At 61.2% G+C, this 16338-nt stretch carries 9 protein-coding genes; 3 read left to right on the top strand and 6 right to left on the bottom strand.

The features are described 5' to 3' along the window. The first annotated feature begins 8 nt into the window (after window positions 1-8). Both E6W33_RS11615 and E6W33_RS11610 read left to right on the top strand, forming a co-directional pair. Window positions 9-1544, top strand: a complete 1536-nt coding sequence (locus E6W33_RS11615; RefSeq protein ID WP_136417485.1) for a hypothetical protein — start codon at window positions 9-11, stop codon at window positions 1542-1544. 235 nt (window positions 1545-1779) lie between these two features. Next, entirely contained in the window at window positions 1780-3060 is a 1281-nt protein-coding gene (locus E6W33_RS11610; RefSeq protein ID WP_136417484.1) for an HDOD domain-containing protein, read from the top strand. 30 nt (window positions 3061-3090) lie between these two features. Here the strand turns inward: E6W33_RS11610 and E6W33_RS11605 are convergent, their stop codons facing one another. The 3 genes from E6W33_RS11605 to E6W33_RS11595 all read right to left on the bottom strand — a co-directional run bounded on the left by E6W33_RS11605 (window position 3091) and on the right by E6W33_RS11595 (window position 10294). Beyond that, complete coding sequence (locus E6W33_RS11605; RefSeq protein WP_136417483.1) at window positions 3091-3651, bottom strand: DNA-3-methyladenine glycosylase; 561 nt, start codon at window positions 3649-3651, stop codon at window positions 3091-3093. A gap of 49 nt (window positions 3652-3700) precedes the next feature. Continuing rightward, window positions 3701-6826, bottom strand: a complete 3126-nt coding sequence (locus E6W33_RS11600) for a GGDEF and EAL domain-containing protein (protein ID WP_168798615.1) — start codon at window positions 6824-6826, stop codon at window positions 3701-3703. A gap of 162 nt (window positions 6827-6988) precedes the next feature. After that, window positions 6989-10294 carry a carboxyl transferase domain-containing protein gene (locus tag E6W33_RS11595; RefSeq protein ID WP_136417481.1) on the bottom strand — a complete coding sequence of 1102 codons (3306 nt, stop codon included), beginning with the start codon at window positions 10292-10294 and terminating at the stop codon, window positions 6989-6991. A gap of 351 nt (window positions 10295-10645) precedes the next feature. On the opposite strand from E6W33_RS11595, the gene E6W33_RS11590 reads away from it, so the two are divergent. Beyond that, a complete protein-coding gene (locus E6W33_RS11590; RefSeq protein WP_136417480.1) occupies window positions 10646-12781 on the top strand; it encodes a glycoside hydrolase family 18 protein in 2136 nt (711 codons plus the stop codon). A gap of 456 nt (window positions 12782-13237) precedes the next feature. Here the strand turns inward: E6W33_RS11590 and E6W33_RS11585 are convergent, their stop codons facing one another. The 3 genes from E6W33_RS11585 to E6W33_RS11575 all read right to left on the bottom strand — a co-directional run. Next, a complete protein-coding gene (locus tag E6W33_RS11585) occupies window positions 13238-14371 on the bottom strand; it encodes an acyl-CoA dehydrogenase family protein (protein WP_136417479.1) in 1134 nt (377 codons plus the stop codon). Window positions 14372-14380: 9 nt separating this feature from the next. Continuing rightward, the gene (locus E6W33_RS11580) at window positions 14381-15577 is read right to left on the bottom strand and encodes an acyl-CoA dehydrogenase family protein (protein WP_136417478.1); all 1197 of its coding nucleotides are present in this window, start codon (window positions 15575-15577) and stop codon (window positions 14381-14383) included. A 326-nt stretch (window positions 15578-15903) separates the two neighbouring features. Beyond that, window positions 15904-16338, bottom strand: a 435-nt coding sequence (locus tag E6W33_RS11575; protein WP_282183692.1) for an acyl-CoA dehydrogenase family protein, incomplete at its 5' end; no start/stop codon positions are given.

Here is a 16338-nt window from a genome sequence, read left to right as displayed (position 1 = left end):
GCAAGTCCATGAATGAAATGAAACTGCCGCCGGGCATGATTCTCTGGCCAGCCGGGACCGCGCAAAGGAACCGGCTGTGTGTCCTGATCAGCGATATCCATTGCACCGACTGCACGGTGGGCAACCAGACGGCATCGGAAACCGACTGGCAAATGTTCTTCGAACAGATGGAATTCGCGGTATGCAATCCGGGCGACAAGGCGGACGCGCCGGCCGGCGAGCGCATCGAGGAACTGCTGCTGATCCTCAACGGCGATGTAGTCGATCTGATCCGCAGCAGCAAATGGGCGGCAGCAGGCGTGTATCCCTGGCATCGTGACCATCCGCGTTTCGAGGAGCTGGTGATGGCGGTCATGCGCGACATCGTCGCCATCCATGCCCGCCAGCGGCCGGCCGACAGCAGGCAGCCATACTCCGGCTTTTTCTACTGGATGCGCGCGAGCATCGACAAGCTGCGCCAGAACGGAATCGTGGTCACCATCGTGCCTATCGTCGGCAACCACGACAAGGAATTGCAGGTCGTGCATGCGGCGCGCCAGATGCTCTATGAAGAATGCCTCGGCCTGACCGCACTCGATATCCCGGACAGCTATCGTGCCTGGGTGGCGATGCAGCTCGGCACGAAGGCAGAGGAACTGTACCCCAGGCTGCCGTTCTATTTCGCCGATTGCGGGCTGCGCCTGCTGGCGACGCATGGCCAGTGGCGCGACGCCGACAATTGCCGCGCCACGAAGCGCTGGCGCCCGTCGCAGGGATGGCAGCCGCAGCAATGGCGCGAGGAGCAATACCAGCCCTTCAGCGATCCCTGCTTCGGCGACACGGTGGCGGCCGGCATGCTGTCGCGCTTCATCTGGAGCGTGACGAGCACGCTCGACAAGGCCATGCCGGGCGCGCGCCGCATCGGCAAACTGCTCGATGAAATGGACTTGTACCGGCCATCGGTCGCGGCGGTGGTGCGCCTGCTTTCCGAATCGCGTCGCATGGCGTGCGAAGTACCGGGCGCACAAGGACTGCATGACCAGGTGCTGCGCTGTTTCCGCGAAAGCCTGCGGGCATGGATGGCGCACGACGCGACCTGGCAAAGCGCGCGGGGCATGACCAAACTCGGTTTGTATACCCTGTCCATCCTGAGCCGCTTCAAGTGGTATTGGCTGGACATGCTCCTGATGCGTCTGATGGCGCGCCAGCAGGAACCGGAATCGAATATCACCACGCGCACGCTGCTTGCCCTGCCGGCGTTCCAGCGCGTGTATCGCGAGCTCGGTCTGCGCCTGCATGTCGAAGGGCACACGCATGTGGCGCTGGAGGCCGACCTGCAGTTTTCCCGGCCGCGCGTGGAAGGGAAAAACTATACCTACGTCAATCTCGGCGCATGGCGCGATGCCATTCTGCCCAAGCGTAACCGCGGGTATCGGCGCCGGGGCATCGGGCGCGCCTTGTTCATTTTCGACCTCGCCAAGCTGGCCGAGGACAAGCCCGACGATACCTATCGTTTTTATGTACGCGACATGACAAGCTGGGGCGATCGGATGGATAGCTGGTAAGCACTGCGAGGCAGTATGGATCGCATCGTCTTGTTGCGCCGCACAAGCACCTTCCGTCGCTCAAGTCCGCGCGTTGCGTGACGTTATCTCATACAAGACCCGTGCGCATGACATTTGCGTAGTTGCAATGAAGCAATTTCTAGCCTATCGTGAAGGTATGGACGGTAGGCAAAGGATCAGCAAGTGATACATGCTGCCTGGAGCCGTCATGCAGCAGGGAGAGGTGGGATCCATCATGAGTATCAGCGTCACGTTCAACAGCGCGCACAGGATACCGCTCGCCTCGGAGTTTTTCATGGCCCGCCGCCCGGTGGTCGACCGCCAGCAAAGTCTTGCGGCGCACGAACTCCTGTTTTGCAACTTCTGTGGGACAGCCGCCCCGATCCCCGCGCCGGAGGAGCAGCCGGCTTCGGCATCGGTGCTGTCGGATGTCTACGAGCACGGCCTGACCCGCGTGATCGGCGACCTGACCGGCATCCTGTATATCGACACCGACGCCTTGATGAGCGACATTTTCCAGTTCCTGCCGCCGCAGAACGTAGTGCTGGAAATCGCCACCCTGCGCAATCCGCCGCCGCAAGTGATCGCGCGCCTGACGGAGCTGGGCGCCGCCGGCTTTCGTTTTGCCCTGGTGGTCAATGATGACGACGAATACGTGCACAAGCTGCTGCCGATGGTGGAAAGCGTGCGCATCGACATTACCGGCCGCAGTGCAGCAGATCTGGGCCGTTTGTGCGCCGCATTCAAGGCGCAGCAGAAACGCTTGCTGGCGGAGCGGGTGGAAACGATCGAGCAGTTCCGCATGTGCCTCGACCTCGGCTTCGATCTTTTCCAGGGCTACTATTTCCTGAATCCGGAAATCCTGGAGGGAAGGAAAATCTCGCCCTCGCATCAGGCGATCACCGAGTTGATGTCCTTGATCGCATCCGACGCCGACAATGCCGACATCGAACACAGCATCAAGAGCCATGTGTCGCTCGGACTGAATCTGCTGCGACTGGTCAATACGCCTGCCATCAGCGCGCACCGTATCGATTCCCTCCGCCAGGCGCTGATGGTGCTGGGCCGCGACCAGTTGCAGCGCTGGCTGCAAGTCATGTTGTATGCCGAACCGGGCGTGCATGGCCGCAGTGTCCTGCCGCTGATGGCGCAGGCCACCACGCGCGGCCGGCTGATCGAACTGCTGGCACAGAAACTCAGGCCGGGCAATCGCAGCTTCGCCGATACCGGCTTCACGGTCGGCATCATGTCCCTGATGGACACCTTGTTTTCGATGCCCCTGGAGGAAATCCTGAAGCAGATCCCGGTCGTCGAAGAAGTGGGCGACGCGCTCCTGCGGCGCCAGGGCTACTTCGGCAAGTTGCTGTCGCTGGCCGAGCATACCGAGTGGAAGACCAAGAACGACGCGCAACTGATGCAGGCGACGCGTGAACTCAATCTGTCATACAACGATTTGTACATGGTCCAGCTGGCGGCGTTCGAATGGAGCGATCATGTGACGCGGTGCATGCACTAGCCCGGGTATCGCACCAGACCGGCCCTCCCGCTATTTGCGCGAGATGAAGGGATTGCCCTCGATATGGAAGCGCAAGTGCGCCTCCGCCCAATCGGCGGCGTAGGCCACGCCGATGCGCGGGCCGGCCACAATGGAAAATGACTCCTTTGTCTCCGGCTCGGCGATAAAGAAATTCTCGCTTAACAAGTCGTGCCCGTTCATGCGCTTGTCGATTGCCATTGCGCGGCACAGCAGGCCCGGTCCCTTTGTATTGCCGTCGACATTGGCAATCGGTTCCAGCGCGCGCAGCAGAACGGCGGCGCCATGGCCTTCCTGTTCGGTCACCACGTTCATGCAATGATGCATGCCGTAGATCAGATAGACATAGGCGAATCCGGGCGGGCCATACATGATGGCGGTGCGGGGCGTGATGCCCTTGGAGGAATGCGAAGCGAGGTCGTGCGCGCCAATGTAGGCTTCGACCTCGACGATGCGCGCGCGTCGTTCCACGCCGTCGACGACATGCACCAGATGCTTTCCCAGCAGATCCCGCGCGACTTGCGCCGTATCGCGCGCATAGAAGGTACGCGGCAGTTTCTTGTATCGCTTCATGCACGCAATTGTAGTCCTGAGCGCACAGGAAAGTGTTCCGCCAGCAGTTTTATTGCCGGATCTCCTCCTTCTCGCCGAAGAATCTTCGCTCGCTCAGAAAGCCCTGGAACACCTGCGCGGAGACGGCTGAACTGTAGTAATGGCCCTGCACCTCGTCGCAGCCGAAGAAGCGCAGGCGATCGATCTGCGCCCGGGTTTCGACGCCTTCCGCAATCACGCGCAGGTTCAGGCTGTGCGCGAGGTTGACGATCGCGTAGGTGATCGCGTCGTCGTCGTCATCCTTGAGCATGTCGGAAATGAAGGAACGATCGATTTTGATCTTGTCGATCGGAATCTGCTTGAGGTAGCTCAGGCTGGAGTAGCCGGTGCCGAAATCATCGATGCTGATCCGTACGCCGATGTCACGCAGGCGCATTGCCAGCGTGGCAACCAGCGACGCGCGGCGCATGATGGAGCTTTCAGTAATTTCCAGCTCCAGGTAATTCGCATCGAGCTGCGCCTCCTTCAGGATGCTGGTGACCAGGTCGGCAAAACCTTTTTGCTGGAACTGAATGGGCGACACATTCACCGAGATCGGCACTGGATGCAGTCCTTCCAGCTGCCAGCGCCGGCACTGGGCGCAGGCTTCGCGCAGTGCCCATTCACCGATCTTGCCGATCAGGCCCCGCTCTTCCGCCACCGGAATGAATTCCGCCGGCGACAGGAATTGCTCGTCGTTGTGACGCCATCGCAATAGTGCCTCCGCCCCGATCAGGCGGCCTTCGCGGGCGTCGATCTGCGGTTGATACCACAGGCTCAGGTCGCCTAGATCGATTGCGCGGCGCAGCTCGCGCTCGATGTTGGAACTGCGCGTGATCTGCTGATTCAGCGCCTCTGTAAAGAACTGATAATTGTCGCGGCCGTGGCTCTTGGCCTGATACAGCGCGGAATCCGCATGCCGGATCAGCTCGTGCGGCGTGTTGCCGTCGTCGGGGAAGACGCTGATGCCGATGCTGATTGTCGTGTGAATCTGATTTTCCTGGAGCGTGAACGGCCTGGCCGTCGCCGCAAGAATCTTTTCCGCCACCTGCACGGCCTGCGGCCCGTGATCGATGTTCGGAAGCACGACCAGGAATTCGTCGCCGCCGATACGCGCCACGGTATCTTCTTCCCGCACGCACTGCTGCAGCCGCTCGCCGATTTCACGCAACAGCATGTCGCCGATATGATGGCCAAGCGAGTCATTGATGTTCTTGAAATTGTCGAGATCCATGAACAGCAGCGCCACCTTGTTGCGGTTGCGCATGGCGATGTGCATGGCTTGTTCGAGGCGGTCTTGCAGCAATGCGCGGTTGGGCAGCGCGGTCACGCTGTCGTAGTAGGCGAGCGTTTGCACCTGCTGCTCCGCGCTCTTGCGCTCCGTGATGTCGGTGCTGACGCCATCGATGCGCGCCGGCTTTCCGTCGTTGCCCAGCACCAGCCGGCCGCGGCAATGTATCCAGCGAATGCTTTGGTCCCGGTGCATGATGCGGTATTCGCAATCGCACAAGGGAAAATCGGCACTTAGCGCGCGCAGGCCGTTTCTGACATGTGCCCGGTCTTCCGGATGGACGGCGTCGAACCAGAGTTGCGGCCGGACCATGAAGGACGAGGGCGGATAGCCATAGACATTTTCGGTGGATTGATTGATGTAGATCAGCTTGCTCAGATCGGCTGAAAACGACCACACGACATCGAGTATCGATGCCAGAATGCCGTTGAGCCGGTCCTCGCTTTCACGCAGCGCCGCCTCCGACTGTTTGCGTTCGGTAATGTCGCGGCAGATGAGCTGGATGATGCGTTTCCCCCCCTGTTCGATCACGCGCGCGCTGGCTTCCACCGGAACAATTTTGCCTTCGACGCTTTGCTGAGCGACTTCGAATACGGCGCCGCCCGATTCGCGCAACTTGTCGAAAGCCTTGCCGAGCGCCGGACGACAGGATGGCAAAAACAATTCCTCGACGGGCAAGCCGCTCAATTCCGCGCGCGTGCGGCCGAGCACCTGCAGTGTCTTGTCGTTGACTTCGAGGGTTCGGTTGTTGCTGTCGGCGAGAATGATCATGTCGTTCGCATAGCGTGACAGGTAATCGTATTGCCGCTGCAGCAAATTCTTTTCGGTCGTGGCTTGCAGGGCGCGCAGGCGCAACGCGCTTTCCCGCTGCTTCCACCAGAACAGCACTGCGGTGCCCAGTAAAGCCACGATGCCGAGCCCGGCACCGGCGACGATCCACGCGAAATGGCTTGCGTTGGCTCGCGCAGCGTTGCGGTCGATCATCGTCACCAGGAACCAGGGCATGCCGGCAATCCGGCGTGCCACGGCCAACGCCTCTCCTCCGGATGCATCAGCCAGCAGAACGTGGCCTGTGCCTGCGCGCGCCGCCGCAGCGAGTTGCAGCACCGTTATCGGCAGTGCGTCCAGATAGTGAAAGCGCGATGTGCCTTCGCCGGACGAGATCGTAATTACCTGATCGCCGTGTATCTCAGCCAGCAGAGCTTCGGTCGGCGCATTCAGCAGCGGGGTCGAGCGTACCCAGGAGTCGAGATGCATGTCTGCGTTGGATCTCAGCAGCAGGACGGACGCCGCCGCCGCGCCCTGCGCATCGATGTTCAAAAGAGGCGTTGCAATGTCGAGCACACCTTGGGAAAACCAGGGAGCACCGAGCGCATGGATGGTGGAAACCTCCGTCGTGTTCGAGGAGACGGCTTTCCGGACGGTCTCGCGCGCAACCGGGTCGAGCGGCTCGATGTCCTTTCCGGTCGAAATGCGGATGTTCCCCTCGTTGTCGAGAATGGCGACATCAAGATAGCTATAGGTGTTCTTGATCGCCTTCAATTGTTTTTGCACCGCGTGTCGGGTGTCGTCGTCCGGCTGGCCGCGTGCGACCCAGTTGTTGATCGTTTCCCCAAGGAATGAGCCGCCGCCGAATACGGCCGCGTCGCCAAGGCGCTCCAGGAACCAGCTTGACACTGCAGCGGCCTGCAGGTCGGCGATGTGGTTAAGCGATTCCTCCGCTTGTTTTTCCTCGCCTTCGACAAGTTGACGGAACACCAGGAATCCGGCCACCACGCTGATGATCAGCAGGGCAACAAAAATGCCGATAGCCAAACGAGAGTGGCTTTGGCTATTGCCGTTGGTATCTCCTGGCAGCGTCAGCATGTTCCGATCAATGGAGGCGAGCACTACCGCCGGCGTCGTGTGGTGTCCGGAAATCGCGAAATGGCATCGCCGAGAAATTCGGCCGCGGCATTGACAATAAGACCGCGGCATTTCGAAGCCGTTCGCGTGCCTCTTGCTTTTAGAGACTGTTTTTGCGTGCCGCTACCAGGTATCGATGCAGGGCCGCTTCTTTCCGGTGCGCGGCGCGGCCGGCGGCGCCGAGAGCAGGCCGCGCAGGATCCAGTGCCTCGATTCCATCGGATCGATCACATCGTCGATCTCGAGATAGGATGCCATGTTGATGGCCTTGCCGTTTTGATAGGACTGCGCGACCATCTTGTCGAACATTGCCTGTCGTTCGGCCGGATCGGCGACCGCTTCCAGTTCCTTGCGGTAGCCTAGCCGGACGGCACCCTCCAGCCCCATCGCTCCGAATTCGCCGCTCGGCCACGAGACGGTAAAGAAGGGCGCATGGAAACTGCCGCCGGCCATTGCTTGCGCGCCGAGCCCGTAGCCCTTGCGCAAGACAATCGTGAAAAACGGCACGCTGATGCTGCCTGCGGTCACGAACATGCGCGACACATGCCGCACCATCGCCGTCTTTTCCGCGTCGGGGCCGACCATGAAGCCGGGCGTATCGCACAGGGAAACCATGGGCAGGTCGAAGGCATCGCACAATTGCATGAAGCGCGCCGCCTTGTCCGCGGCCTCGGCGTCGATCGCACCGCCCAGATGCTGCGGATTGTTGGCAATCAGGCCGAAAGGGCGGCCTTCGATGCGAATCAGCGCGGTGACGATGCCGCGGCCGAACTGACGGCGCAGTTCCAGCACGGAATCCTTGTCGGCCAGGGTTTCGATGACATTGCGGATTTCGTACACGCGCAGACGGTTTTCCGGGATCAGTTGGCGCAGCTTGCGCTGATCGGCGCATTCCCAGGTGTCCACCCGGCCCTGGAAATACGACAGGTATTGCCTGGTCACCCGGACCGCTTCTTCCTCATCCTTGACGACGATGTCGATCACGCCGTTGGGCGCCTGCATGCTGACCGGGCCGACCTCCTCGGGCTCGAACACACCGAGTCCGCCGCCTTCGATCATGGCCGGACCGCCCATGCCGATGGTCGCGTTTTCCGTCGCGATGATCACGTCGCAACAGCCGAGGAAGGCCGCGTTGCCGGCAAAGCAGCGGCCGGAAACGATGCCCACGCGCGGCACCAGTCCGCTCAGGCGGGCAAAATTGATGAAAGACATCACATCCAGTCCTGCCACCAGCATCGCGTCGGTATCGCCGGGCCGGCCGCCGCCGCCTTCGGCGAACAGCACCACCGGCAATTGCCATTGCTCGGCGAGCTGGAACATGCGGTCGGTCTTCTTGTGGTTCATCATGCCTTGGGTGCCGGCAAAAACCGTGTAGTCGTACGACATCACCATGCAGCGCGTCTTGCTGTCATCGAACAATCCGCCGTTGACGCTGCCGATGCCCGCCACCAGGCCGTCCGCCGGGCTGATCCGGATCAGCTCTTCCAGCGAGCGGCGGCGGCGCTGTGCCGCAATGGCCAGCGCACCGTATTCGATAAAGCTGTCCGCATCGCACAGATCGGCGATGTTTTCCCGCGCGGTGCGCTGACCGGTCTTGCGTCGGCGTGCAACGGCATCCGGCCGCATGTCGTCCAGGCCGATCGCATGCCGCTGCTGCACTTCCGCGAGATCGGGGCGAATCGCATCGAGATCGATCTCCTGCGCTGCGTCCGCATGCTGCGCATCGATCTCGGCCGGCTCGATGTACACCAACGGATGCCCTTGGAACAGCACATCGCCTATCCTGACGTTCACCTTGCGCACAAAGCCGCTGGCATCAGCGCATACGATGTGTTCCATCTTCATCGCCTCGATGATGGCGATCTGGCGTCCCGCATGTACCACGTCGCCTTCGCTGACCTCGATCGACACAATGGAGCCCGGCATGGGTGCGGCGATGGGAATGGTGTTCTCCGGTGCGGCATGGCTCTCCGTAGCGCCATCCTCGCTGCTCTCGGCCGCCACCGCATACAGCTTCTGGTGCGCGCCGCCTTCCGGCTCGATCAGGGCCGCGATATGTTCCTCGACGAAGCGCGTGTGCACGCGGTTGGCAATCACGTCGGGCCGCGTCAGCAGGTTTTGCAGGAAACCGATGTTGGTTTCCACGCCTTCCACGCGGAATTCGCACAGTGCGCGATACGCTCGCGCCACCACCTCGGGAAAGCGCCCCGAGCTGGTGGATGCGATCAGTTTCGCCAGCAGCGAGTCGAAGCGCGGGCTCGGCGCATAGCCGCTGTAACCGAAACTGTCGACCCGTATGCCAGGGCCGGATGGCGGCTCAAAAGCACGCAGCGTGCCGCCCGAGGGCAGCGTGTTGCCCTGGGCATCCATGGTTTCCATGTTGATGCGCGCCTGCAGCGCGAAGCCGCGCGGCGCCGGTATCTCATGCTGCGTCAGGCCGAGCTGCTGCAGCGTATGGCCATCCGCCAGTTGCAGTTGGGCCTTCACCAGATCGATGCCCGTCACTTCCTCGGTGACGGTATGCTCGACCTGCAGGCGCGGATTGGCCTCCATGAAATAGAAGCGCGCATCCGGCCCGTGGTCGTCGGCGTCGACCAGGAATTCGAAGGTGCCCAGGCCGCTGTAGCGCACCGCCGTGGCAAGGCGGACTGCCGCATCGACGATGCGTGCGCGCAGCGCGTGATCCAGCGTGGGACTGGGCGCGATTTCCACCAGCTTCTGGTTGCGGCGCTGCAGCGTGCATTCGCGCTCCCACACATGGCTGACCTCGCCGCTGCCATCGCCCACGATCTGCACTTCGATATGCCGGGCACGCGCGACGAGCTGTTCGACATACACCTCGGCACTGCCGAAGGCCGCCTGCGCTTCGGAGCGGCAACGCGCATAAGCCTCGCCGACTTCCGCGTCGTTTCGCACCGTGCGCATGCCACGCCCGCCGCCGCCCGCGACCGCCTTGATCATCATCGCACCGCGCTCGCCGAGCTCCGCCAGGAAGGCGCGTGCCTCCTCCAGCGTCACCGGCTGATCGCTTCCGCGCACCACCGGCACCGCATGCTGCTTCGCGAGCGCACGCGCCTGCGTCTTGTCGCCGAACAGTTCAAGAATCTGCGCGCCCGGACCGACAAACAGGATGCCTTCTTCCGCACAACGCCGCGCGAATTGCGCATTCTCGCTGAGGAATCCGTAACCCGGATGAATTGCGTCGCAACCCGCTTCCCTGGCGACTGCCACCATCTGTTCGATGTCGAGGTAAGCCGCCGCGCCCACGCCGCTCAACGCACGGCTTTCGTCCGTGCGCCGCACATGCAGCGACGACGCGTCGTCCTCGGAATAGACGGAAACGGTGGCAATGCCGAGTTCGGCGGCAGCGCGCGCGATGCGGATGGCAATTTCGCCGCGATTGGCGATCAGAAGGCGTGTGACGGCCATGTGGAATCCTTGTCTCTGGGTCTTTGCTGGAATGATGAGTGTGTTTTAGCACGGGCGTGCGATTATTGTCTACGGTTTTGACTAGGGAGATTGGTCTGCCCCAGATTCTCAACTTTTCTCAAAACTGGCGCGCCAATATTGAAACCTCATGCACGGCACCTAGAATGACAAATCGTCAAGTACCGCCCGGCCCCGATGAATGATTCGCGTCGGATCGACCATTCGCTTGCAGCTTTTGCGTGACGGGCTCTCGTTGACGCTACAAAACAATCATGAACAAGCTGGTCATCATGGTGCGAGCGTCCGACAGCACGCACCGAATTCCGAAAAGCGGCTGACAAGGGGGGAGACATGAAAAAACTATGCACGCTGTTGTTTGCGTTGGCGGTCACCGGATGCGGCGGCGGAATGGAGGGCGATACTGCCGCCTCGGGCTTCAGCTCGGATCAATCCCTCGCCAACCGGCCCGAAGCACAGGCTGACAAAATTGCCACTGCGGTAACTGTGGCATCGACCGGCACGAGTACTGCCGTTCTTTCCAATGCAGCCTACGATTTTTTCCCAGGCAGGTCCGTGCCGTTTGCCCAGACTTCGGGCAAGATTGTCGGTGCCTATTTGCCGAGCTATGCGATCGCGAACGGCTACAAGCTCGACAACGTGACCGCAAACAACCTGACCCACCTGGTGTACGCATTCCTTAACATCTGCGGCCCGGATCAATCGACGGATGCGGCCTATGCCTGCAACGGCAAGCCGGACTTCGCGCTTGCGGTCACCGATGTGAGCAACACGCAATACGCGCAGCTTTCCGAAGTGAAGAAAAAGTCGCCCAATCTGAAGCTGATGGTATCCATCGGCGGCCCTTCCGGCGGCAAGCCGTTCTATCACCTGGCCGGTGATGCTGCAAAGAGAGAGGTATTTGTCGATTCCGTGACGACCTACCTCGATGAACACCCGTATTTCGACGGCGTCGACATCGACTGGGAAAGCCCGACTGCCGGCGCGCTGGGAACGCCTGGCGACGGCGAGTCGTATGCCGATCTCCTGAGCGACTTGCGCGATGCATTGGATGAGCTCGGCATGGCAAACGGGCGGAAATACCTGCTCACGTCAGCCGTCAATACCGGCACCTATGTCGTCAGCAAGGTCAATTACCAGAGGGCGCAACAATACGTCGACTTCTTCTTTGCGATGACCTATGACTACTACGGCCCGTGGTCCGGTATCGGCCACCACACGCCCTTGTATCCGAGTACGCCATACAGAGGTGTCCAGACCCTGATCAATGCCGGCGTGCCGCCGTCGAAACTGGTTCAGGGCGTCGCCACCTACAGCCGCGGATGGGGAAACTGCACCAATATCGTCGATGTGACCCAGGGCACGGGCGATGCCAATTACAACGGAAAAGGCGGCACCGAGGTCTACCCTTGGCTGGCGGCCAAGCTTCTCGACCGCAAGGGCAACGGCAAGAACGGATATCAGGTGAACTACGATTCCAGCTTGCACGCCTACGCTTTGTGGAATCCGGAGACACGCACCTATATCGGCTACGACGATCCTCGCGCCGCCTCGGAAAAAGCGCGATTCGCCGTCACCGGCGGATTGGCCGGCGTCTATGCCTGGCAGCTCGGAGCGGACAATGGCGACTTGCTCAGCGCAATGAATTACGGCATCGGCAACCGCGGGCCGTTTTCGGTGCGAACTTCCGTCAATCTGACGGACGAGGTCGAAAAGCAGAAATTCTTCCAGTTCGCGCTGGATAACCGCATCAATCACGTCTATTTCGACGGTCTGGCACAGCTGCAGTTACAGCCGGCGCTGCTGGCGCAGTTGATCGCCGATGCAAAGACGCGAGGAATCGATATCACCTTGCTGGCCGCGAACAGCCAGTGGGCATTGGAACAGAATCATCAGCAGGCGGTGGACGCAGCGCTGCGCGTGGCGAGATTCGCCAGCGATCTGATCGCACAGGGAAAGGCTGCGCCGGCCGGTTTGCATCTCGACGTCAGGCCATACCTGCTGAGCGAATGGAAGACAAATTATGTATCGACGGCAAGCCAGTACCTGCAGCTTCTGAAAAAGGTTCGCGACAATATCGCTGCCGTCCTGCCCGCAGGCACGCTTCCCGTGAGCGTCGACATCGCGTACTGGTATGACGATCCGGCCTATCAGCTGACCTATGACGGACAGACGCGCAAGCTGAGCGAATTCACGATCGATGCCACCGACTACACCGTCATGCTGGATTATCGTAATACCGCGGATCGCATCATCTCCAGTGCCAGCTCGGAACTGGACTATGCCGCGACCGCCGGGAAGAGCGTGAGACTGGCCTTGCAGGTGCGATGCCCGGCCGCCGACGACAGGCTGTGCGGCAGACAAAGCTTGCTGGATGTGGTGGACCAGGCCCGCGTCAATCTCGGATTCCGGGCGGGTTTCGGAGGGTTCTCGGTGACGAGCTATGAGAGCTGGTTCAGCATGCCGTAGCACGCCTGCATGATGGATCAGTGCATCAAGCCGTGCCTGATTTGATGAGTGCAGGGGCGGTGAGCGTGGCTACTTGAACTTGAAGGCGTAACCCATGTGGTTGAACTTTTTTGTAACCCATGTGATTGAATTCGACAGGCGTTCGTTGTTGTGTTTTTCTTCGGTGATGCAAGGGCGAAGTCACTTCGTGGGGGCTTGCCGGGACTGGCCCCGGCGGGCCACCTACTTTTTTGCTTCGCCAAAAAAGTAGGCCAAAAAGGCGACCGCAGCTCGCTGCCCCTTCGGGGTTCCCGAAAACTTCACCGGCCAGGCGGGAAGCGAAATAACTCGCCCTCGCTGCGCTCGGAGCTCAGACAGATTTCGCTTCTTTTTCCGCCTGGCCGGTGAAGTTTTCGGCAGCTCACAGCGGAGACAGGTCTTCCTTTAGGCGCGACTTGATCGTGTCTTGACGCTTCGTTAGAGCTGCTGCGCGTACGACTCCAGGTGCTGGTCGGTGTTACCGAACTGCATTTCAATGGCCATCAATCTCTTGAAGTAATGGCTGACATCCAGTTCATCCGTGACGCCCATGCCGCCGTGCAGTTGCACTGCCTGCTGGCCGACGAAGCGGCAGGCCTGGCCGATCACGACCTTGGCTGCCGACAGCGCGCGGTTGCGCACGGCCGGATCGGTATCGTTGCAGCGCACCGACGCGAGGTAGCTCATGGAGCGCGCCTGTTCGATATGCAGCACCATGTCGGCCATGCGGTGCTGCAGCGCCTGGAACTTGCCGATCGGCTGGCCGAACTGCTTGCGATTGCGGGCGTATTCGACCGTTGCCGCGAGCAGCTTGTCGAGTGCGCCCACGGCTTCCGCGCAGACGGCGGCGAGGCCGAAGTCGAGCACCTGTGCCAGTGCGCCTTCGGTATCGTCAGCGGCATTGAGCATCGCCGACGCGGGAACGTAGGCCTGATTCAGCCACACGTCCGCAGCGCGCACGCCGTCGACCGTGGCGTAGGAAACATGGCGCAGGCCGTCCGTCTCGCGCGGCACGGCGAAGACCGCCAGCGTGCCGGTTTCGCCGGCCTTGGCGATGCGTGCCGTGACCAGCAGCACATCGGCCGAGGCGCCATGCGCGATCACGCTCTTCCTGCCGGTCAGGACATAGCCGTCGCCGACCTGAAAGGCACGCGTTTCAACTGCCATGCGGTCATAGCGGGTGGAGGGTTCCTCGTGCGCCAGCGCGGCGATTTTTTCGCCGGCGGCCAGTGCGGGAAGCAGCGTGCCACGCTGTGTTTCATTGCCAAGCAAGGCAAGCGTCTTCGTGGCGAGCACCGCGCTGGCGAGGAAGGGTTCGAGCAGCAGTCCTTCGCCGACCGCGTTCATGACGAGCATGGTGTCGATCGGGCTGCCACCCAGGCCGCCGTCGGCCTCGGGGACGTTCAGCGAGAGCAGGCCGATGTCGGCCAAACTTTGCCAGACCTCGCGGCTGAATCCCTGGGGCGATGTTGCCTTGATTTTCTGGCGTGCTTCGAATCCATAATCCTTCGCGATAAAGCGGCGGGTGGTATCGACCAGCATCTGTTGTTCTTCGGTAAAGGTGAAATCCATGATGTGCTCCTACAGGCCGAGGATCATCTGCGAGATGATGTTCTTTTGAATTTCGTTGGAGCCGCCGTAGATCGACAGCTTGCGCATGTTCAGGTAGTTTGCCGCCAGCGGCACGGAATAGAAGGGCCCGACCGCATCGCCCTGATAGCCGGCAGCCATGGCCTCGCGGCGCAGCTGCAGGCCGTAGGGGCCGACCGCCTGCACCAGCAGTTCGGTGATGGCCTGCTGGATTTCGGTGCCCTTGATCTTGAGGATCGAGGCTTCCGGACCGGGAGCGCGATGCGCGGCTTCCGCCGACAGCACGCGCAGGTTGGTGATTTCCAGCGCGGTGAGGTCGATCTCGACTTGCGCGACGCGGGACGCAAACATCGGGTCCTTCAGCAGCGGCTTGCCGTTCTTGGTTTCGAGCGAGGCGATGCGCTTGAGGCGTGCCAGTTCGCGCTTGGCGATGCCGATGCCGGCGATATTGGTGCGTTCATGGCCGAGCAGGAATTTCGCGTAGGTCCAGCCCGCGTTTTCTTCGCCGACGCGGTTCTCGACCGGCACGCGCACGTGTTCGAACCAGACTTCATTGACTTCATGCGCGCCATCCATCGTGATGATCGGACGCACCGTGATGCCCGGCGATTTCATATCGATCAGCAGGAAGGAAATGCCGCGCTGTGCCTTGGCTTCCGGATCGGTGCGCACCAGGCAGAAGATCCAGTCGGCGTACTGGCCTAGCGTGGTCCAGGTCTTCTGGCCGTTGCAGATGTAAAAATCCCCGTCGCGTACGGCGCGCATCTTCACCGACGCGAGGTCGGAGCCGGATCCCGGTTCGGAATAGCCTTGGCACCACCATTCATCGGCGGCGAGAATCTTCGGCAGGAAGCGCTCCTGCTGGGCGGGCGATCCGTATTGCATGATGACCGGCGCGACCATCTTCAGGCCGAACGGCACCATGCGCGGCGCGCCGGCGGCGGCCAGTTCTTCTTCAAAGATGTATTGCTGCGTGGTGCTCCAGCCGGGGCCGCCGAATTCCTTTTTCCATCCGGTGCCGCCCCAGCCCTTGGCGTGCAGGATCTTCTGCCAGCGGACGTAGTCGTCCGAGTGAAGGACCAGGCCGTTGAGGACTTTGTGCTGAATGTCCGCGGGAAGGGATTGTGCGACGAATTCGCGGACTTCCTGGCGGAAGGCGAGTTCCTCGGGAGTGAAGTTCAAGTCCATATGTTCCTCTGTTTGTTCTTTGTTCCGGCGATGGCTGGTTCTTTGGTGATGCAATAAAGTCGGTTCTTCGCAAGACCTTGCCGGGGGCGGCCCGGCAGCCGCTCACTTTTCTTGTCTCGCCAAGAAAAGTAAGCCAAAGAAGGCGACCGCACAGCCGCTGCCCCTTCGGGGTTCCCGAAAGAGCCTGGCTCAAATCGGGAAGCGAAACCAACTCGCCTGCGGCTCAGACATGTTTCGCTTCTTTATCCGATTTGAGCCAGGCTCTTTCGGCAGCGTCAGAAGCGGCAACTGTCCGGCACGATCTCATCTTGTTACTGCAATCGCAGTTAAAACGCCGCAATTCCCGTCTGTTCACGTCCCAGGATCAACGCATGGATGTCATGCGTGCCTTCATAGGTGTTGACCACTTCCAGGTTCACCAGGTGACGTGCCACGCCGAATTCATCCGAGATGCCGTTGCCGCCCATCATGTCGCGCGCCATGCGCGCCACGTCCAGTGACTTGCCGCAGGAATTGCGCTTCATGATCGAGGTGATCGCCACCGCTGCGGTGCCTTCATCCTTCATGCGGCCCAGGCGCAGACAGCCTTGCAGGCCGAGCGTGATTTCGGTCTGCATGTCGGCCAGCTTTTTCTGGATCAACTGGTTTGCCGCCAAAGGCTTGCCGAACTGCTTGCGGTCCAGTACATACTGGCGGGCACGGAACCAGCAGTCTTCCGCCGCACCCAGCGCACCCCAGGCAATGCCGTAACGCGCCGAATT

Source organism: Herbaspirillum sp. ST 5-3, assembly GCF_004804275.1.
Taxonomy (GTDB): Bacteria; Pseudomonadota; Gammaproteobacteria; order Burkholderiales; family Burkholderiaceae_D; genus Noviherbaspirillum.
This window is presented reverse-complemented; position numbering and strand designations above follow the sequence as displayed.

Excerpts from the sequence above, each read along its gene's own strand:
- E6W33_RS11615 (WP_136417485.1), top strand. The coding sequence starts at position 9 with ATGAATGAAATGAAACTGCCGCCGGGCATGATTCTCTGGCCAGCCGGG.
- E6W33_RS11610 (WP_136417484.1), top strand. The coding sequence starts at position 1,780 with ATGAGTATCAGCGTCACGTTCAACAGCGCGCACAGGATACCGCTCGCC.
- E6W33_RS11605 (WP_136417483.1), bottom strand. The coding sequence starts at position 3,651 with ATGAAGCGATACAAGAAACTGCCGCGTACCTTCTATGCGCGCGATACG.
- E6W33_RS11600 (WP_168798615.1), bottom strand. The coding sequence starts at position 6,826 with ATGCTGACGCTGCCAGGAGATACCAACGGCAATAGCCAAAGCCACTCT.
- E6W33_RS11595 (WP_136417481.1), bottom strand. The coding sequence starts at position 10,294 with ATGGCCGTCACACGCCTTCTGATCGCCAATCGCGGCGAAATTGCCATC.
- E6W33_RS11590 (WP_136417480.1), top strand. The coding sequence starts at position 10,646 with ATGAAAAAACTATGCACGCTGTTGTTTGCGTTGGCGGTCACCGGATGC.
- E6W33_RS11585 (WP_136417479.1), bottom strand. The coding sequence starts at position 14,371 with ATGGATTTCACCTTTACCGAAGAACAACAGATGCTGGTCGATACCACC.
- E6W33_RS11580 (WP_136417478.1), bottom strand. The coding sequence starts at position 15,577 with ATGGACTTGAACTTCACTCCCGAGGAACTCGCCTTCCGCCAGGAAGTC.